Origin of the sequence: Embleya hyalina (assembly GCF_003967355.1) — a bacterium.
Lineage (GTDB): Bacteria > Actinomycetota > Actinomycetes > Streptomycetales > Streptomycetaceae > Embleya > Embleya hyalina.
In genome coordinates, this window is sequence record NZ_BIFH01000027.1 from 250,224 (window position 1) to 268,816 (window position 18,593).

18 protein-coding genes and 1 pseudogene are annotated in these 18,593 nt (G+C 71.2%); 11 read left to right on the top strand and 8 right to left on the bottom strand.

Going from position 1 to position 18,593, the window contains the following annotated elements; translation table 11 throughout:
• Positions 1–39 precede the first annotated feature (39 nt).
• The 5 genes from EMA17_RS30205 (at position 40) to EMA17_RS30225 (ending at position 4,892) form a co-directional block, all read left to right on the top strand.
• The gene (locus EMA17_RS30205) at positions 40–1,059 is read left to right on the top strand and encodes a LacI family DNA-binding transcriptional regulator (RefSeq protein ID WP_126640303.1); all 1,020 of its coding nucleotides are present in this window, start codon (positions 40–42) and stop codon (positions 1,057–1,059) included.
• Between the two features lie 257 nt (positions 1,060–1,316).
• The gene (locus tag EMA17_RS30210; protein ID WP_246126983.1) at positions 1,317–2,249 is read left to right on the top strand and encodes a metallophosphoesterase family protein; all 933 of its coding nucleotides are present in this window, start codon (positions 1,317–1,319) and stop codon (positions 2,247–2,249) included.
• A 176-nt stretch (positions 2,250–2,425) separates the two neighbouring features.
• Entirely contained in the window at positions 2,426–3,049 is a 624-nt protein-coding gene (locus EMA17_RS30215; RefSeq protein ID WP_126640304.1) for a hypothetical protein, read from the top strand.
• A 99-nt stretch (positions 3,050–3,148) separates the two neighbouring features.
• Positions 3,149–3,349, top strand: coding sequence for an NfeD C-terminal domain-containing protein (locus EMA17_RS30220; RefSeq protein WP_170222266.1), 201 nt, complete (start codon positions 3,149–3,151; stop codon positions 3,347–3,349).
• A 181-nt stretch (positions 3,350–3,530) separates the two neighbouring features.
• On the top strand, positions 3,531–4,892 hold the full coding sequence (locus tag EMA17_RS30225; protein ID WP_246126993.1) for a flotillin family protein: 1,362 nt from the start codon (positions 3,531–3,533) through the stop codon (positions 4,890–4,892).
• 54 nt (positions 4,893–4,946) lie between these two features.
• Here the strand turns inward: EMA17_RS30225 and EMA17_RS30230 are convergent, their stop codons facing one another.
• From EMA17_RS30230 to EMA17_RS30240, 3 genes are all read right to left on the bottom strand, one after another.
• Positions 4,947–5,252 carry a helix-turn-helix domain-containing protein gene (locus tag EMA17_RS30230; protein WP_126640307.1) on the bottom strand — a complete coding sequence of 102 codons (306 nt, stop codon included), beginning with the start codon at positions 5,250–5,252 and terminating at the stop codon, positions 4,947–4,949.
• Positions 5,249–5,659 (bottom strand): type II toxin-antitoxin system RelE/ParE family toxin, encoded by a 411-nt coding sequence (locus EMA17_RS30235; RefSeq protein ID WP_126640308.1) that lies wholly within the window; start codon positions 5,657–5,659, stop codon positions 5,249–5,251. The genes EMA17_RS30230 and EMA17_RS30235 overlap by 4 nt, the downstream gene beginning before the upstream one ends.
• A 78-nt stretch (positions 5,660–5,737) precedes the next feature.
• The gene (locus EMA17_RS30240) at positions 5,738–6,445 is read right to left on the bottom strand and encodes a response regulator (protein WP_371863055.1); all 708 of its coding nucleotides are present in this window, start codon (positions 6,443–6,445) and stop codon (positions 5,738–5,740) included.
• A 312-nt stretch (positions 6,446–6,757) separates the two neighbouring features.
• On the opposite strand from EMA17_RS30240, the gene pdhA reads away from it, so the two are divergent.
• From pdhA to EMA17_RS30260, 4 genes are all read left to right on the top strand, one after another.
• Positions 6,758–7,885 carry a pyruvate dehydrogenase (acetyl-transferring) E1 component subunit alpha gene (gene pdhA, locus EMA17_RS30245; RefSeq protein WP_246126984.1) on the top strand — a complete coding sequence of 376 codons (1,128 nt, stop codon included), beginning with the start codon at positions 6,758–6,760 and terminating at the stop codon, positions 7,883–7,885.
• Positions 7,885–8,886, top strand: coding sequence for an alpha-ketoacid dehydrogenase subunit beta (locus EMA17_RS30250; RefSeq protein WP_371863056.1), 1,002 nt, complete (start codon positions 7,885–7,887; stop codon positions 8,884–8,886). The genes pdhA and EMA17_RS30250 overlap by 1 nt, the downstream gene beginning before the upstream one ends.
• 32 nt (positions 8,887–8,918) lie before the next feature.
• Complete coding sequence (locus EMA17_RS30255; RefSeq protein WP_126640341.1) at positions 8,919–10,268, top strand: dihydrolipoamide acetyltransferase family protein; 1,350 nt, start codon at positions 8,919–8,921, stop codon at positions 10,266–10,268.
• Positions 10,269–10,413: 145 nt separating this feature from the next.
• Positions 10,414–11,691: an MFS transporter gene (locus EMA17_RS30260; RefSeq protein WP_126640342.1), complete on the top strand. Its 1,278-nt coding sequence runs from the start codon at positions 10,414–10,416 to the stop codon at positions 11,689–11,691.
• Between the two features lie 55 nt (positions 11,692–11,746).
• Here EMA17_RS30260 and EMA17_RS30265 read toward each other — a convergent pair whose 3' ends face one another.
• Positions 11,747–12,559 (bottom strand): maleylpyruvate isomerase family mycothiol-dependent enzyme, encoded by an 813-nt coding sequence (locus EMA17_RS30265; protein WP_126640310.1) that lies wholly within the window; start codon positions 12,557–12,559, stop codon positions 11,747–11,749.
• 149 nt (positions 12,560–12,708) lie between these two features.
• On the opposite strand from EMA17_RS30265, the gene EMA17_RS30270 reads away from it, so the two are divergent.
• Positions 12,709–13,482, top strand: coding sequence for a carbon-nitrogen family hydrolase (locus EMA17_RS30270; protein ID WP_126640311.1), 774 nt, complete (start codon positions 12,709–12,711; stop codon positions 13,480–13,482).
• A gap of 45 nt (positions 13,483–13,527) precedes the next feature.
• On the opposite strand, the gene EMA17_RS30275 is transcribed toward EMA17_RS30270, so the two are convergent.
• The 3 genes from EMA17_RS30275 to EMA17_RS30285 all read right to left on the bottom strand — a co-directional run bounded on the left by EMA17_RS30275 (position 13,528) and on the right by EMA17_RS30285 (position 15,420).
• The gene (locus tag EMA17_RS30275) at positions 13,528–14,229 is read right to left on the bottom strand and encodes a hypothetical protein (RefSeq protein ID WP_126640312.1); all 702 of its coding nucleotides are present in this window, start codon (positions 14,227–14,229) and stop codon (positions 13,528–13,530) included.
• Positions 14,205–14,774, bottom strand: coding sequence for a SigE family RNA polymerase sigma factor (locus EMA17_RS30280; RefSeq protein WP_126640313.1), 570 nt, complete (start codon positions 14,772–14,774; stop codon positions 14,205–14,207). Before EMA17_RS30280 ends, EMA17_RS30275 begins: the two co-directional genes overlap by 25 nt.
• Before the next feature lie 94 nt (positions 14,775–14,868).
• A complete protein-coding gene (locus EMA17_RS30285; RefSeq protein WP_246126985.1) occupies positions 14,869–15,420 on the bottom strand; it encodes an LURP-one-related/scramblase family protein in 552 nt (183 codons plus the stop codon).
• 160 nt (positions 15,421–15,580) lie between these two features.
• On the opposite strand from EMA17_RS30285, the pseudogene EMA17_RS30290 reads away from it, so the two are divergent.
• Positions 15,581–17,097: pseudogene (locus EMA17_RS30290) on the top strand (thioredoxin-like domain-containing protein); the annotation flags it as partial.
• An 8-nt stretch (positions 17,098–17,105) separates the two neighbouring features.
• Here EMA17_RS30290 and EMA17_RS30295 read toward each other — a convergent pair.
• Entirely contained in the window at positions 17,106–18,392 is a 1,287-nt protein-coding gene (locus tag EMA17_RS30295) for a M18 family aminopeptidase (protein WP_126640315.1), read from the bottom strand.
• Positions 18,393–18,593 lie beyond the last annotated feature (201 nt).

Genomic DNA, 18,593 nt, shown 5'->3' on the forward strand with positions numbered 1-18,593 from the left:
ACCCGGCCAGGGCCGCCCATTCGCCCTAGTGTCGTGACGATGACAGCGCCAGATGTACCGCGCGTGGGGCGGCGGATCCGGGTGGGCATCCGGGACGTCGCAGCGGCCGCCGGGGTGTCGATCACGACCGTCTCCGACGCGCTCAACGGCAAGGGCAGACTGCCCGACACGACCCGTGTGCACGTGCGCGAGGTCGCCGACCGGCTTGGCTACCGCCCGTCGGCCGCCGCGCGCACCCTGCGCACCGGCCGGTCGGGGTTGCTCGGGCTGACCACGACCATGCGCTCGACCGAGCCGTTCGCGCTCACCGAGTTCGCCTGGTTCGCCGAGCTGGTGCGCTCGGCCACCGCGACCGCGCTCGACCTGGGCTACGCGCTCGTCGTGCTGCCCGCGTCCTCGCCGCACGACGTCTGGGGCAACGTCGCGCTCGACGGCACCATCGTCGTCGACCCCGCCGACGACGATCCGCTCGTGCACGAGCTGCTGCGCCGGGGTGTGCCCGTGGTCAGCGGCGGCCACCCCGGCTCCACCCCGGTCTACGGCTGGGTGGACAACGACCACGTGGCGGCCGTGCGTTCGGTGCTCGACCACCTCGCCGACGCGGGCGCCGAGCGGATCGGCCTGCTCGCCGCCGCCGACGGACCCGGCGCCGACAAGGGCGTCGCGGGCTATCGGGCGTGGTGCGCGGACCGGGGTGTGCCGGCGATCACCGAGGAGTACGAGGCCCGCACCCCCGGCGCGGGCCGGGCCGCCGCCGCCCGCCTGCTCGACCGGGGGCCCGACGCGGTGTTCGGCCTGCACGAGGGCTGCGCGCCCGAGCTGTTGGACGCGGCCCGCGAGCGCGCCCTGAGGGTGCCCGACGACCTGCTCCTGGCCTGCTGCGGCGAGGGGGCCGACCCGTCGGTGACCTCGCTGAGCCTGCAACCGGCCCTGGCCGGCGCCTGGGCGGTGGAACTGCTCGTCGGGGTGATCGAGGACGCCGGGGCGGGGCCGCTGCTGCCCGCCCAGCGCACCGTGCCCACCCGGCTCTCCGTCCGGGATTCCTCCACGCGCCGCTGACCGGTGTGTTCGCCCCGAACCGCGGCCCGGTACCCGGTCGCACCCGGGGGTGGGGGCGCCGGGTCGGACGGTCGCGGGTCCACGCACAATTGAGCGTGGTCCGTTCCACCGTGCCCGCACGAGAGATACGGTCCAGGAATCATCCGAATCGGACCGGGTGAGCCGCAGCCGAACCCGGCTGTCGTGCGTCTTGGTTCACGACGGGTGTCGGAACCGCCGCCGTACGGTGGTGCCGATCTGAAGAAAGGACCCTTCTGGTGAGCAACGTCTCGGCTACACCGGCCCCGATGGGCGCCGCGGCGGAGCAGGACGCCCCGCTGTACGTGGTCGGCGACGTCCACGGTCATCTGGAGGAGCTCAAGGCCGCCCTGCGCGCCCGGGACCTGATCGACGAGGACGCGCACTGGAGCGGCGGACGCTCGCGCCTGTGGTTCCTCGGCGACTTCACCGACCGCGGCCCCGACGGCATCGGCGTGGTCGAACTGGCCATGTCGCTGGCCCGCGAGTCGGCCGAGGCCGGCGGCAGCACCCGGATGTTGCTCGGCAACCACGAGATCCTGCTCCTGGGCGTGTTCCGCTTCGGCGATCACCCGGTGCCGGTCGCGGGCGGCTCGACCACCTTCCGCGAGATCTGGCTGCGCAACGGCGGCATGCAGTCCGACCTGGAGCGCTTCACCGAAGCACAGGCCGACTGGCTGGCCGGACAGCCGGTGGCCGCGGTGGTCGACGGGCACCTGCTGATCCACTCCGACAGCAACGCCTACCTCGAATACGGCGACACCATCGAGGAGGTGGACGGCGCCGTCGCGGACATACTGCGCGAGCCGGACCCGCTCTCGTGGTGGGACCTGTTCCGCAACCTGACCCGGCGCGGCGCGTTCATGGGCGAGGTCGGCCCGTACGCGGCGGCCGATCTGCTCAGCGAACTGGGCGGGCGGCGGATCGTGCACGGTCACACCCCGATCCCGTACCAGACGGGCGAGGACCCCTCGACGATCGCCGGACCGCGCGTGTACGCGGACGGTCAGGTGGTCAACCTGGACGGCGGGATCTACCTCGGCGGCCCCTGCCTGGTCGCGCGGTTGCCGCTGACCGCCCCCGAATCGGGCGTGCTGCCCAGCGCGTTGGAGGAGACGCAGGGTCGGGTCTACGACCTCGGCGAACTCGCCGCCGATCCCGGGGACGAATGACGGTCATAGGGAACTCCCTGCCCAAAAGGCGGGGGTGCACCCTATCATCAATAGGTATCCGCCTCGACACCGTCAGGTGCTTTTGCGGGTCGTTGATCCACCGACAGCTTGCACGGGTCCCCTGACGGGCCCGGCGGACGCGGGAAACGCCCGCGCGGCCTCATTCGGGGGATCCGATGCAACACTGGTTTGGAAGTGACGAGCACCGCCGCCAGTACGAGCAGTTCGTCGACGACGCACTGCACCTGGAGGAAACCCTCTCCGGTCTCGCGGCGGTACCCAACCTGAACGTCGAGCAACTGCGGACGGCCACGTTGGACGCGACCCCGTCGATCGCCGAGACGGCGCGCGACGAATACGACCGGTACGAACGTACGGAGCAGCGTTTCGAGTCGGGCATCCGACCGGACTTCGGCGCCTCGATGATCGAGGCCGGCGAGAGCTTCGGTTGGTTCGCCCTCGCCACGGCGATGGCGGTGATCGTGGCCGGCATCTCGGCGGTCGTCTTCCTGATCGTGGGCTACGTGCTGTTGCCGCTCACGATGGACGATCCCGGCATGCAGCACACGATGCAACTCGCCTCGATCGCGGCGATCGGCATCTCGCTCGGGGCGGCGGCGATCGGGGGGCTCGCCATGCTCGCGGTGGCCGCGCGCAACCGGGCGCGGCCGACCGGGGAGGTCGAGGTGTACCTGGCGCGCGAGGAATGGCGCCGGGCGATCCTGCACCGCGGCATCCTGCCGTTCATGCGCTCGCGCCTGCGCGAGGGCTCGGACGAGGGCACCACGCTCCTGGGCTGACCTCGCCGGCACCGGTCCGCCCGCCCACCCCACTCGGGCGGGCGGGCCGGATCGCGCCGGCGGCACCCGGTCGGGCGATCGGGCCACACAATGGGCGACATGGTCGGCAAACGCGGCAAGGTCACCGGGGGAATCGGTCCCGGTCTGGTGGGCGAGGTCATGATCGAGGTACGCGGTGGGGTGGAGGCGTTCCTCGCGTACTCCGCGCTGCCCGGAGAGGAGCACGCCGTGGGGGAGTTGGTGGTGATCGTGGAGTATCTGCCGCCGCGCACGGTGTACGTGGCGTCGGCCTTCGGCTGAGCCGCGGATCGGCGCGGCCTCGCTTCGCAACGGGCGGCAACCGCCCCTGGGGAGCTCCCTCTTGGCGGCTTTCCGCCCGGCGAGGACACTCCGAGTCAGGCCGAAGGGGGAATGCTCCGTGCTCTACACCGTGCTCATCGTGCTCGGTCTGCTCATCGTCCTGGTCGTGGTCTTCAAGCTCATGTGGCGTGTCGCCGAGCCCAACGAGGCCCTGGTCATCTCCGGTTCCCGGCATCACACCGAGGGGCTCGGCGAGGGCATGGGGTTTCGGATCGTCACCGGGCGCGGCACGCTCGTCCTGCCGTTCGTGCAGGCCGTGCGCAAGCTCTCGCTCGACCTGAACGAGGCCGAGCTCAGCGTCGAATGCGTGACCACGCAGGGCATCCCGCTGCGGGTGCAGAGCGTGGTCATCTTCAAGATCGGCGACGACTACGTCTCGATCGCCAACGCGGCCAGGCGCTTCCTGGACCAGCAGAAGCAGATGGAGTCCCGGGTCCGCAAGGTGCTGGCCGGTCACCTGCGCTCGATCGTCGGCGGGCTGACCGTCGAGGACATGATCCGGGACCGGGAGAAGCTCACCGCGCACGTGCGCGCGGCGTCGGGGTCGGACATGGAAAAGCTCGGGCTGATCGTGGACAGCCTGCAGATCCAGGAGATCGAGGACCCGACGGGCTACATCAAGAACATGGCCGCGCCGCACACCGCGGCGGTGGTCCGCGACGCCCGGATCGCCGAGGCGCTGGCCACCCGCAAGGCCACCGAGGCCGAGCAGGAGGCCAAGGCGCGGATGGCCCAGGCCACCCGGGACAGCGAGATCCAGCAGGCCGGCTACCAGGCGGAGCGGGACGAGGCCACCGCGCGCTCGGCGCAGGCGGGTCCGCTGGCCGACGCCGCGGCCAAGCAGGAGGTGGTGGTCCAGGAGACCCGGGTCGCCGAGTTGGAGGCCATGCGGCGCGAGCAACAGCTCCAGGCGGACGTACGCAAGCCGGCCGACGCGAAGGCGTACGAGATCCGCACCCGGGCCCAGGCCGAGCGCGACGCGCGGATCTCGGCGGCCGAGGCGAACGCCCGCGAGACCGAGTTGGCCGCGATCGCCGACGCGGAGGCGACCAAGGTGCGCGGTCTGGCCGCCGCCGAGGCCACGCTGGCCACGGGCAAGGCGCAGGCCGAGGCGGCCAAGGCCAAGGGCCTCGCCGAGGCGGCGGCCATCGCGGCCCGCGCCGCGGCCCTGGCGGAGAACCAGGAGGCGGTCGTGGCCCAACAACTCGCCGAGAACTGGCCGGAGATCGTCCGCGCTGGCGCCGAGGCGTTCGGCAACGTCGACCACATGGTCCTGCTCAACGGCGGCGACGGCCTGGGCGACCTCTTCGCCAAGGCCCTCACCATGGGCGGCACCGGCCTCGGCATCGCCCGCCAACTCCTGACCCACACCAACGGCACCACCCCGAAGCCCGACACCCTCCCGAACGACTCGGTGCGCATCGAGGTCGAACTCGACGACTCCCCCGCCCCCGAAGTCCTCGCCGAGCCCTCGAAAAACTGACCAACCCGCACACCGGACCGACCCGGGCACTTCGAGTCGTGCTCGGGTTGGTCCCTACAGCCGTACGGACAACTTCCCGACCGTGGCCAGTATCGTCAACTCACCACCGATGGCATTCAAATACGTTGCCATCGTTGTCGTGTCGAGTCGGGCCGCGCCACGTTCGATCTGGCTGATCCGCCCCTGAGTGACACCCATCGCGGCGGCTACCTGTGCCTGAGTAAACCCCTGGGACTTGCGGAGTGCGGCGAGCTCGTGTCCGCGCTCGGCGTCGACCATGTCCGTCTTGATCGCGTCGATTCGCTCGCGCTGTTCCGGAGTGATGTCGGCCGTCAGATCGGCCATGCCACCGAGCTTCATCTGTTGCCTTCCTTTCGCCGGTGGTCCGGCTTCTCTTGCTCGAGTGCTTCGAGATAGGCGGCGTATTTGTCGTCCGCCTCCCTGAACGCCTTGGGATACCAAGCCGCCCAGCGCCCACCGGTCGCCTTGTTCCCGGAGACGAGGAAGACGGCTCGACGGGCCGGGTCGAAGACGAAGAGCAGTCGGATGCTGACTGTCCCACCACTCCTCGGGCGCAGTTCCCGCATGTTCCGGTAGCGGCTCTTCTCGACTGCTCCCACCGTCGGCCGACGGAGAGCGGGGCCGATCTCCTGAAGTCGCTCGAGCGCGGCGATCACGTGTAGGTGACTTTCCGGATCCTCCTTCGCCAGCCTCTGGATCCAGTCCAATACATCGGCAAAAAAGCGCAGTTCGTATGGTCCACCCACGCCTCGATATTAGCACTGACTAATATTCTGGGCAAGGCGACGGACGAGCGTGTGGCGGGGACGGAGCGTTACCGTCGTCTACCGGTGCTTCTCGGCCTTTTGGCGGGCCACGTACGCGGCTGCCTGGGTGCGGCGTTCCATGCCGAGTTTGGCCAGGAGGCTGGAGACGTAGTTCTTGACCGTCTTCTCGGCCAGGTGCATCTCGGCGCCGATCTGGCGGTTGGTCATGCCCTCGCCGATCAGGTCCAGGATCCGGCGCTCCTGGTCGCTGAGCGCGGCCAGACGTTCGTCGCCGCGATGGCCGCCGCGCAGCCGCTCCAGCACCCGGGCGGTGGCCGCCGGGTCGAGCAGGGACCTGCCGGCGGCCACGTCGCGGACCGCGCCGACCAGGTCCGAGCCGCGGATGTCCTTGAGCACGTAGCCGGACGCGCCCGCCATGATCGCGTCGAACAGCGCCTCGTCGTCGGAGAACGAGGTGAGCATCAGACAGCGCACGTCGGGCAGTTGCGAGCGGATCTCGCGGCACACCTCGACCCCGCTGCCGTCCGGCAGTCGGACGTCGAGCACCGCGACCTGCGGCCGGGTCGCCGGGATGCGCACCAGCGCCTCGGCGGCGGTGCCGGCCTCGCCGACCACGTCGATGTCCGCCTCGATCGACAACAACTCGTGGACGCCCCGGCGTACCACTTCGTGATCATCGAGGAGAAATACCCGAATGCTTCCCTGATCAGTCACTTGTACAGGTTCCCACGCGCACTCGGCGGTCGCTCTGTGATGCCGCCGCATGGGCGGTTCGTGTCCGACACGCCGGCTATTTGTCGAAGAGCCACAAAGGGGGCCGCCACGTTCGGGCCGGTCGCCACTACGTCCCGGCCGGACCGATGGGTAACGTTGCGGTGTGCGGTTTCCGAACCGCATGCCTGTGCGCAGGCGCCTCCCGGATTCACTCGGGAATTCCTAGGAAATCCTAGGAAGTACAGCCACCAATCGCCGTGTCTGCACATCAAGGTAGCCGCGCACACCCCGCGCGGAACCGGGCCCGGCGATCCGGACCCGGTCCACGGCGACCCCGCGGACCGGACAGACGGAGGAGAGAACGTGGCAGTGGACAGTACGGACGGGACATTGTTTCCGCCCGATTCCGGAGCCGGTCCCGAACTGATCCAGTTGCTCACCCCTGAGGGCGAGCGGGTCGAGCATCCGGATTACGCGGTCGACCTCTCGGACGACGAATACCTTGCGCTGTACCGCGACCTGGTGCTGGTGCGCCGCTTCGACGCCGAGGCCACCGCGCTCCAGCGGCAGGGCGAGTTGGGCCTGTGGGCCTCGCTGCTCGGCCAGGAGGCGGCGCAGATCGGTTCGGGGCGCGCGCTGCGTTCGAACGACTATGTGTTTCCCACGTACCGTGAGCACGGCGTCGCATGGTGTCGCGGTGTCGACCCGCTGAATCTGCTGGGGATGTTCCGCGGCGTCAACAACGGCGGTTGGGATCCGCGCGAGAACAATTTCCATCTCTACACGATCGTCATCGGCGCGCAGAGTCTGCACGGCGTCGGATACGCGATGGGCGTGCAGCGTGACGGAACCGATACCGCGGTCGTCACCTATTTCGGCGACGGTGCCTCCAGCCAGGGCGACGTGAACGAGGCATTCACCTTCGCGGCCGTGTTCAACGCCCCCGTGGTGTTCTTCTGCCAGAACAATCAGTGGGCGATCTCCGAACCCACCGAACGCCAGATGAAGGTGCCGCTGTATCGGCGCGCCGCCGGATTCGGCTTTCCCGGAGTTCGGGTCGACGGAAACGACGTGCTCGCGTGCCTGGCGGTGACCAGGGCGGCCCTGGACCGGGCCCGGCGCGGCGAGGGCCCGATGCTGATCGAGGCGTTCACCTACCGCATGGGCGCGCACACCACCTCCGACGACCCGACCCGCTATCGGTTGAGCGCGGAACTCGAGGAGTGGAAGCTCAAGGACCCGATCGAACGCCTCAAGGCGTTCCTGCACAAGCAGGGCATCGGCGACCCCGGGTTCTTCGCCGATCTGGAGGCGGAGAGCGAGGAATTGGGCAAGCGCGTCCGCAATGGCGTGCGCACCATGCCGGACCCGGATCCGGCCTCCATGTTCGCGAATGTCTATGCCGAGCCGCACCCGCTCGTGGAACGGGAACGGGCCGAGTTCGAGGCTTATCACGCGTCCTTCGTCGACGCCGGGGAGGACGGGCACTGATGGCTCCCGCACAGTCGACGGGCACGACCCGTCAGATGTCGATGGTGCAGGCGCTCAACACGGGACTGCGCAGGTCCCTGGAGAGCGACCCCAAGGTTTTGATCATGGGCGAGGACATCGGCAAGCTCGGCGGTGTCTTCCGGGTCACCGACGGCCTGCAGAAGGACTTCGGCGAGGACCGGGTGGTGGACACCCCGCTCGCCGAGTCCGGCATCGTCGGTACCGCGATCGGCCTCGCCCTCGCGGGCTACCGGCCGGTCGTGGAGATCCAGTTCGACGGTTTCGTCTTCCCCGCCTACGACCAGATCGTCACCCAGCTCGCCAAGATGCACGCCCGCTCCCTGGGCTACGTGCGGCTGCCGATCGTGATCCGCATCCCCTTCGGCGGCGGCATCGGTGCGGTCGAACACCACAGCGAGTCGCCCGAGGCGTACTTCGCGCACACCGCGGGCCTGCGCGTGGTGTCGTGCTCGAACCCGGTGGACGCCTACTGGATGATCCAGCAGGCGATCGCCTCCGACGACCCGGTGATCTTCCTGGAGCCCAAGCGGCGCTACTGGACCAAGGCCGAGGTGGACACCGCCGCGACCCCGGGACCGCTGTACGACTCCCGCGTGGTGCGCTCCGGCGACGCGTGCACCGTGGTCGCCTACGGACCGATGGTGGCCACCTGTCTGGAGGCCGCCGCCGCGGCCGCCGAGGAGGGGCGCGAGCTGGAGGTGATCGACCTGCGTTCGGTGTCCCCGCTGGACTTCGACACGATCGAGAAGTCGGTCGAGCGCACCGGACACCTGGTGGTCGTACACGAGGCGCCGTCGTTCCTGGGCATCGGCGCGGAGGTCGCCGCGACCATCACCGAGCGCTGCTTCTACCACCTTCAGGCACCGGTGTTGCGGGTCGGCGGCTATCACACGCCGTACCCGCCGTCCCGGGTCGAGGAGGAGTACCTCCCCGACCTCGACCGTGTGCTCGATGCCGTCGACCGCTCCCTGGCCTGGTGAGGAACCCCGTGTCCGAGGTGAAGAAGTTCCTGATGCCCGACGTCGGCGAGGGCCTGGAGGAGGCCGACATCGTCGTCTGGCACGTCAAGGTCGGCGACGAGGTGCACGACGGCCAGGTGATGGTCGAGGTGGAGACGGCGAAGGCGCTGGTCGAGCTGCCGTGCCCGTACGACGGGGTGGTGACCGAACTGCTGGCCGCCGAGGGCGACACGGTCGCGGTCGGCGCGCCGATCATCGCGGTCGCGCCCGCGGGCACCGCCGCGGCCGAGCCGGTGCGGGAGCAGGCCCTCGCGGCCGACCTCGTCCCGGAGCCGGTCGCCGAGCCGGTCGCCGAGGCGGCTCCCACCAAGGAGGCGGGCAAGGAGGCGGGCAAGGAGACCCGCACCGCGGTGCTCGTGGGCTACGGCGTACGCACCAGCAGCGGCAAACGGCGGCCCCGCAGGGCCGACGCCGCGGCGCCGACGAACGGAGCGGCCCGCCCCGCCCCGGCCGGCGGCCCCCTCGCCCTCGCCAAGCCGCCGGTCCGCAAGCTGGCCCGGGACCTGGGCGTGGACCTCGCGTCGGTGCGGCCCTCGGGCCCCGGCGGCACCGTCACCCGCGAGGACGTGCACGCCGCCGCCCGCCCGGCGCCGGCACCCGCGGCGCAGGCCTTCCAGGCGACGGGGCCGGGCGAGACGATCGCCGGCGAGCGGCGGATCCCGGTCAAGGGGGTGCGCAAGGCGACCGCGCAGGCGATGGTGGCCAGCGCGTTCTCCGCACCGCACGTCACCGAGTGGGTGACGGTGGACGTGACCCGCACCGTCAAACTCGTGCGCAAGCTGCGCGAGCTGCCCGACTTCGCGGACACCAAGGTCGGCCCGCTGCTCCTGGTCGCCCGGGCGCTGCTGGTGGCGGTCGCCCGGCACCCGGAGATCAACGCCTCCTGGGACGAGGCGAACCAGGAGATCGTGGTCCGGGACCGGGTCAACCTGGGTATCGCCGCGGCCACCCCGCGCGGTCTGATCGTGCCGAACATCAAGGACGCGGGCGGCAAGAGCCTGACCGCGCTCGCCGGCGCGCTCACCGAGTTGGTGGCCACCGCGAGGGAGGGCCGCACCTCGCCCGCCGACCTGGCCCGCGGCACGGTCACCATCACCAACGTGGGCGTGTTCGGGGTGGACGGCGGCACACCGATCCTCAACCCGGGCGAGGCCGCGATCCTGGCGGTGGGCGCGATCCGTGAGCAGCCGTGGGTGCACAAGGGCAAGGTCAAGCCCCGGCAGGTGACCACGCTGTCGTTGTCGTTCGACCACCGCATGGTGGACGGCGAGTTGGGCTCGCGCGTGCTGGCCGACGTGGCGCAGATGCTGGAGCGGCCGAAGCTGTTGTTCGCGCGCGGCTGATCCGCGGGTCGCGCACTTCGTCCGGCCGGGCCCTGTTCGGGGCCCGGCCGGACGTATGTCCGAGGGCGTCCGATAATGTGTGTGTACTGTGAAGCCAACTGCGGACCCAGCGCCCACCCGGCTCGGCGGCCGAATCGCCTGGATCATGTGGGCGGTGGCGGCCTCGGTGTACGTCGTCGCGGTGTTCCATCGCAGCAGCCTCGGGGTCGCCGGGATCGAGGCCCAGGAACGGTTCCACGTCTCCGCGTCGCAGCTCTCCCTCTTCCCGATGTTGCAACTGCTCGTCTACGCGGGCCTGCAGATACCCGTCGGCGCGCTCACCGACCGGTTCGGCGCCAAGCGGGTGCTCGGGTGCGGTCTGGTGCTGATGACGGCGGGACAGTTCACGTTCGCCTTCGCGCACGGTTTCACGGGCGCGGTGCTCGCCCGGGTCCTGGTCGGCATGGGCGACGCGATGACCTTCGTGAGCGTGCTGCGCGTGGTGGCGGTGTGGTTCCCGCCGAACCGGGTCGCGGTGCTGACCCAGTTGACCGCGCTGCTCGGGATGGCCGGCAACCTGGCCGGCGCCACCCCGCTCGCCGGGGCGCTGCACGCGTTCGGCTGGAGCCGCACCTTCGCCGTCTCGGCCGGGGTCGGCGTAGTGGTCCTGGTGGTGCTCCTGTTCGTGCTGCGCGACAACCCCGGTGCCCCGGTGCGCACCCGCCCGGCGGGCGGTCCCGGCATGTGGTCCCAGGTCCGCGCCGCGTGGGCGGAGCCCGGCACCCGGCTCGGCCTGTGGGCGCACTGGGCGTGCGGCTGCCTGCCGCAGGTGTTCCTGATGCTCTGGGGCTTCCCGTTCCTGGTCGAGGGCCAGGGCCTGTCCAAGGGCGCCGCGAGCGCGCTGCTCACCGTCGCGATCGTGATCAACATGCTCGCGTGCCTGGTGGTCGGTCCGCTGGTGACCCGACGGCCGGGCAGCCGGCTCGTGTTGTGCGTGGGACAGCCCGTGCTCGCCGTCGTGGCGTGGGCGGCGGTCCTGATCCCGAGCGAACCCTCGCCGCTGTGGCTCCTGGTCCTGCTGGCCCTGGTGATCGGACCCGGCGGCGCGTTGTCCCTGGTCGGCATGGAGTTCGCCCGGGCGGGCAATCCGCCGCAGCGCCTGGGCACCGTCTCCGGCATCGTCAACGTCGGCGGATTCGCCGCGGCCACCCTGTGCCTGTTCGCCATCGGCCTGGTCCTGGACCTGGTCGAGCCCGGCGGCGGCGAGCACGGCCTGGCCGCGTACCGCGTGGCGATGGCGGTGCAGGCCGTGCCGCTGCTCCTGGGCGTCGTGCAGGTGCTGCGCTACGCCCGCAAGGTCGCGGGCCGCGAACGGCGGCCCGAACCGGTGTGCGTGGTGGCCCGGCGCACGCCCGAGCGCGAAAGTGTGCCCGACGCGGGCTGAGGCCGTGCCCGATCGCCCCACCGCACTCGGGACACCCTCGCGCGCGGGCGACGGCTCAGGGCGTGACGGCCATGCTGCCCACGATGCGCCGCGCGAGGTCGGGGTCGCCCTCGATCCGCACCTCGGCCCGGTTCGGCGCGACCCGACCGCACATCAACCGCACGAACGTCTCCCAGTCGGTGCCGATCGACACCAGCGGCCCCAGCGGGACCCGCCCGTCGAGCCGGCCCCGGCCGTTCTCGTCCACGGTGACCGTGCGCATGAACTCCACCGGCCCGGTCACGTCGAACACCACGGACGCGCCCGCCGGCGCCTTGGCGTCCTTGGCCACCACCCGGGCCAGCCCGGCCAGCAGGAAGTCGCGGGTGATCAGCGCGGCGGGCGAGTCCAGATTGCCGGGCTCCCCGATCGCGCGCCGCACGTCCTGCTCGTGCACCCACACGTCGAACACCCGCTGGGTGAGCAGGAAGCGGTACGGAACGCTGCGGCCCATGATGCCGCGCACTTCGTCGTCCGGCGCCCGGTCGCACTCGTCGAGCATCCGGCGCCGCCGCAGGATCACGTACTCCAACTCGCCGGTCATCTCCGGCGAGGTGTGACAGCGCCGCACGTCCACCGGTATCTCGGTGTAGCGGCTGAACTCGTCGTGCACATGTCGTAGATCGCGCGGCAGCGTGTGGATCGGCCGCGGATCGCCGAGCAGTTCCAGCTCGATGCCGATCACGTGGGACACCACGTCCCGGACCGACCAGCCCGGGCACTCGGTCGGGCTGCTCCACCGGCCCTCGGTCAGGGTGGAGACCAGATCTTTGAGGGAGCGCACCGAGTGCTCCCAGGCGTCGACGTGCGTTTTCAGGTCGATGGTCACGTACTACCTCTCGTCGCTGCGTCACCGGTCGAATGGAGGGGAGCGACCGTTGCTTTGACGTGGTCCGGGATCCTGGCAGGCACGTTACGCTGCCAAAGATCCTGCGGTCAGCCCGTTCGCGGGAAGCAAGCGGTGTAGGTGAGGGGAAAGTGCGCGTTTCGCTCGTACAACTCGACGTCGACCCGGCGGTGCCCGCTCGCGACCGCCTGGCCGAGGTGTCCGCCCTGGTCCGCGGCCGACGCGGCGACCACCTGGTGGTGCTGCCCGAACTGTGGTTGCACACGGGTTGGGTCTACGACGGCTGGGAATCGGACGCCGAGGGGGTGCGCGGCCCGGTCGCCCAGAGCATGGCCCGCGCGGCCCGCGACGCCGGCGTGTGGCTGCACGCCGGCAGCATCATCGAGCGCGGCGCCGACGACAACCTCTACAACACGTCGCTGGTCTTCGACCCCGACGGCACGCTGCGCGGCACCTACCGCAAGATCCACCGCTTCGGCTTCACCGGCGGCGAGGCCGCGCTGATCTCGCGCGGCACCGAGACCGCGCAGGTCCGCATGCCGTGGGCCGAGGTGGGCCTGGCGACGTGCTACGACCTGCGCTTCCCGGAGTTGTTCCGACGCATCCTGGACGCGGGCGCGGAGGTGCTGGTGCTGCCCGCCGCGTGGCCGGCGCGGCGGGTCGAGCACTGGCGCGTGTTGTCCCGCGCCCGCGCGATCGAGAACCAGATGTTCGTGCTCGCCTGCAACGTCACCGGCGAGCAGGGCGGTCAGGCGATGGGCGGGCACAGCATGGTGATCGACCCGTGGGGCGAGATCGTCGCCGAGGCGGGGACCGAACAGACCGTGCTGACCGCCGAGATCGACCCCGCGCTGGTCGCCAAGACCCGCGAGGACTTCCCGGTCCTGCAGAACCGGGTGTTCTGAGTCGGCTCCCGCGGCCGTGCCCGCGACCCGGTGTCGCGGGCCGGCTCACAGGTGCGTGTTCTCGACCTCCCTGCCCGCCGCGTCGTACGCCTTGAGCGTGTACGCGGGGTTCGCCCCGCGCGCGGTCACCACCAGGACGTAGGCACGCGTGTCGGGGTCGATCTGCACGGGGTGGATCACCAACGGCTCCTTGGCTCCCTTCCAGGTGACCTTCAGGTAGGCCACGTCGGGGGAGACCTCGGCCTGGAACGCCGCCGCGTACAGGTCCTTCTCGCCCTCGACGGGGCCGAGGCCGCCGCCGCCCCCGAACCGGTTCCGATCGTTCGCCTTGTCCCGCGCGGTCCGCCCCGGGATGGTGTCGCACGCCTTCGAGAAACCGAAGACCTGCCGCTCGACATCCTCGAAGCAGATGCGCTCGGGGCCCTCCGTCCAGGCCCGGAACTTCCACGGCTTCCCGGCCACCACACCCGCGCCCACGATGTCGGGGCCCGCGCCGGGCGGCCGGGTGCCCGCGTCGACGGAGACGATGTCGGTGGAGTTGCCGTTCTCGTCCAGCACACCCCCCGCGATCACCGCGCCGCCGCCGGCCGACACCAGCGCGGTCACCGTCGCCGCGCCGAACGTGAGCCCGCGCCAACGGCGCTTGCGCGAGCCGCGGATCGCCGCGTCGGCCGTCGGCGGGGTCAACCGCGCCGCCTCGATCTCCGCCATGAACGCCTCCCTCAGTGCGGTGCCGTCGTCGGCCATGGCCGCACCTCCGTATCCGAAGTCGAGGGGGTCTCCGTCTGATATGGGATCAGCTCGGCGAGTTGAGGATCCTTGCGAAGTTGGGCGAGTCCCTTGAACGTCTGGCTTCGCACCGTACCGACCGCACAACCGAGGATCTGCGCGACCTCGGACTCCGGGCGGTCCTCCCAGTAGCGCAACACCACCGCCGCCCGCCGACCCGCCGGCAACCGGCCCAACGCGGCCATCAGCACGCTGCGTTCGGCCACCGCGCCCGTCGAGTCGGGCCCGGCCCGATCCGGCAGCCGGTCGGTGAGGAAGTGCGTCACCCGGCGGACCCGGACCCGGGACAGATGGGTGTTCACCATGATCCGCCGCACGTAGGCGTCGGGGCTCTGCGCCGCGAACACCCGGGCCCAGGACGTATACGCCTTGGTCAGCGTGGCCTGGGCCAGGTCCTCGGCCTCGTCGCGATCGCCGCACAGCAGGTACGCGGTGCGCACCAGAGCCGTCCGCCGGGCCTCGACGAAGACGCGGAACTCGTCTTCTTCCCGTTGGGATCTCAACCGTGCCCCCTTTCACCCGAACAGACGTGTGGGGGCGGGCGGTTCTATGCCGAACCCGCCGAACCCTCGGCGGGTCGGCGGGTTCCGCGCGGGCTCAGTCCTCGTCCTCGCTCAACCGGTCCACGCACACCGCGATCGCGATGATCAACGCGTGATCCCAGCCGGGCGCGATGTCGATGCCGTAGGTGTCCCGCACCCGCAGCCACTTGCGGGTGATCTGGGCGACCGGCCCGTTCGGCCCGGAGATCCCGTACTCGTGGTGGAACATGTCGCCGCGCACCGTGAGTTCGGTCCCGACCGCGAGTTCCACCGTGAACGCCTCGTGCAGCGGGGTGAACATCTTCTTGCGCACCGTGGCGACCGTCTCGCCGGTCGCGTCCTGCACCTTCATCGAATGATGGATGCTGACGATCTTCTTCTTCACGGTCGCCAACACCGTGCCGGCGGAATCCTTGAGCTCCAGCCGGTCGTGCAGGGTCAAAGCCTTGCCGTCGACCAGATAGACCTTCTCCCCCTCCTCGGTGGTGACCCAGAAGTCGTCGCCGATCGCGAACATCTTCTCCCGCACGAGATAGCGGCCGGGCGGAATCCCCGGGTAGAGCTGGGTGCCGTCGTCGTACTCGTCCCCGAACACTGGTGCCTCCACGGTCGCCTCACCTTGTCGGCAGACTGCCCGATATGCCGGCGTTCAGTCGTCTTCGGCGCGCCGGCGTGCGGCGGTACGGATACACCCGGTTGGGTGGGGTGCGGCCCGTACACGCGCGGGCCGGCGGCTCGCGGCCGAGGTGGATGGTTCACTTCGAATCATGAGCAGCACCGCGCGTCGAGCCAGGGTCCGGGCCCCCGAGTTGTCCGGTTCCGGCGGCTGGATCAACACCGCCGGTCCGGGCCCGACGCTGGCCGGACTGCGCGGGCGGATCGTGCTGCTGGACTTCTGGACCTCCGCCTGCGTGAACTGCCACCACGTGCTGGCCGAGTTGCGCGGCCTGGAGGAGCGCCACCGCGACGTGCTGACCGTGATCGGCGTGCACTCGCCCAAGTTCGAGCACGAGGCGGAACACGGCACGGTGGTGTGCGCGGTACAGCGGCACGAGGTGTGCCACCCGGTCCTGGACGACCCGGAGCTGAGCACCTGGAAGCAGTACGCGGTGCACGCGTGGCCGACCCTGGTGGTCGTCGATCCCGAGGGCTACGTGGTCGCGCAACTGTCCGGCGAGGGCCACGCGGGCGAGATCGAGACGCTGATCGCCGACCTGGTCGCCGAGCACGACGGCAAGGGCACGCTGCGCCGGTCCGCCGAGGAGGTGGACCGGCCCGAGATCCCGCGCACCGACCTGCGCTTCCCGGGCCAGGTGCTCCGGCTGCCGTCGGGGGCGCTCCTGGTCGCCGACACCGGCCACCACTCGCTGGCCGAACTCTCCGACGACGGGCGCACGGTGTTGCGCCGGATCGGGACCGGGCGGCGCGGGCTGCTCGACGGCGGCCCTCGGCACGCGATGCTGGCCGAGCCGCACGGCATGGCGCTGCTGCCGCCCGAGGTGGCCGCACACGTGCGCTACGACGTGGTGGTCGCCGACACCGCCAACCACGCGCTGCGCGGCGTCTCGCTGGCCACCGGGTCGATCCGTACCGTCGCGGGCACCGGCCGGCAGCGCCGCAGCGGCGCGGAGGACCACGGCGCGGCCCGCACGATCGACCTCTCCAGCCCGTGGGACGTGGCGTGGTTCGGCGGCCGGATCATCGTCGCGATGGCCGGGGTCCACCAGCTCTGGGAGTTCGACCCGGTGGGCGAGGGCGTCGGGGTGCTGGCCGGCACCACCGACGAGGGCATGGAGGACGGTCCGGTGGACACCGCCTGCCTCGCCCAGCCCTCGGGCCTGGCGGTCTCCCCCGACGGCCATACGTTGTGGCTGGTGGACGCGGAGAGTTCGGCGCTGCGCCGGCTCGTGGACGGCGGGATCGAGACGGTGGTCGGGCGCGGCCTGTTCGACTTCGGCCTGCGCGACGGCCCGGCCGAGCACGCGTTGTTCCAACACCCGCTGGGCGTGGACACGTTGCCGGACGGCTCGGTGGTGGTCGCGGACACCTACAACGGCGCGGTACGGCGCTACGACCCCGCGGACGGGTTCGTGTCGACCCTGCTCACCGGCCTGGAGGAGCCGGCCGCGGTGGCGGTGGTGGCCGACCTGGACGAGGACCTGTACCTGACCGTGGTCGAATCCTCGGCCCACCGGGTCCGCAAATTCCGCCTCCCGCACACGTAGTCCCGAGCCCGGAGGACGGTCGCCGACCGCGACGCGCGGCCCGCGACCGTTCCCCGGGCGCTCGGGCTCAGCCCTCCAGGAACGCCGCGGCGGCCGAGGCGAGCAGGAACGGGTCGTCGGCGCCGCAGAGTTCGCGCGAGGAGTGCATCGACAGGCACGCCGCGCCGACGTCGACCGTCTCGATGCCCAGGCGGGCCGCGGTGATCGGGCCGATCGTGGTGCCGCAGGGGATGGAGTTGATCCCGACGAAGATCTGCGCCGGCACCCCCGCGCGCTCGCACGCGGTGGTCCACACCGCCCGGCCGCGCCCGTCGGTGGCGTAGCGCTGGTTGACGTTGACCTTCAGGATCGGGCCGCCGTTGGGCACGGGGAGGTGGCCCGGCTCGTGCCGGCCGACGTAGTTCGGGTGTACCGCGTGCCCGACGTCGCTGGAGAGGTGGAACGAGTCGGCGAACGCCCGGGCCCGGTCGTCGAGCGACCCGCCGCGCGCGCTCACGATCCGGGTCAGCACCGTCTCCAGGAGCGGCCCGCCCGCGCCGGTGGTGGACTCGCTGCCGGTCTCCTCGTGGTCGAACGCGCCCAGCACCGGGATGTGCGCCGCCTTGTCGTGCGCGGCGGCGAGCAGCGCGACCAGACCCGCGTGTACGGACAGCAGGTTGTCCAGGCGCGGCGCGGCGAGCAGTTCGCGATCGCGGCCGAGGTAGCTCGGCTTCTGGACGTCGTGGACCATCAGGTCCCACCCGGTGACGTCGCCGGCGGGCACCCCGGCCTCCTCGGCCACGAACCGGATCAGCGCGCCCTCGTCGACCGGGCCGAGCCCCCAGATCGGGGTCATGTGCTGCTGCTTGTCCAGTTGCAGGCCGGCCTCGTTGACCGAGCGGTCCAGGTGGATCGCCAACTGCGGCACCCGCAGCAGCGGGCGGTCGACGAAGACCAGGCGCTCGCCGCCGTCGCGCAGCACGATCCGGCCGGACAGGCCGAGGTCGCGGTCCAGCCAGGAGTTCAGCAGCGGGCCGCCGTACACCTCCACGGCGATCTGCCGCCAGCCGGCCGCGCCGGTGTCGGGCAGCGGCTTGACCCGCAGCGTCGGCGAGTCGGTGTGCGCGCCGACGATCCGGAAGCCGCGCGTGCTCTCCGCGCCCTCCGGCACGTACCAGGCCACGATCGCGCCCCCGCGCAGCACGTAGCGCCCGCCCGCCTCACCGTCCCACGCGGCCGTCTCCTCGAGCCGCCGAAAGCCCGCCGCCTCCAGCCGCTCGGCCACGTTCGCGGCCGCGTGATAGGGGGAGGGGCTGGCGCCGATGAACGCGATCAGATCATCGGTGTGACTCCGGTCGAAGCGCGGCGAGGGCATGCGTACTCCAAGGTGCGCGACCCACTCGGCCGCAGAATCGTGATGGTTGTCCGCAGCCGAGCCTACGCCCACCCTCGGTAGGGCCCACTGTGGTGACCTGGGCGGCGGCGGTTCGACGGAAGCCCGCTCGGTTCGGGGGGAAGGCGAGTAGAGCGGCGTCGGCCTCGTGGCGTGAGCGATTCGGGGAGCGGGGGTCGTGTC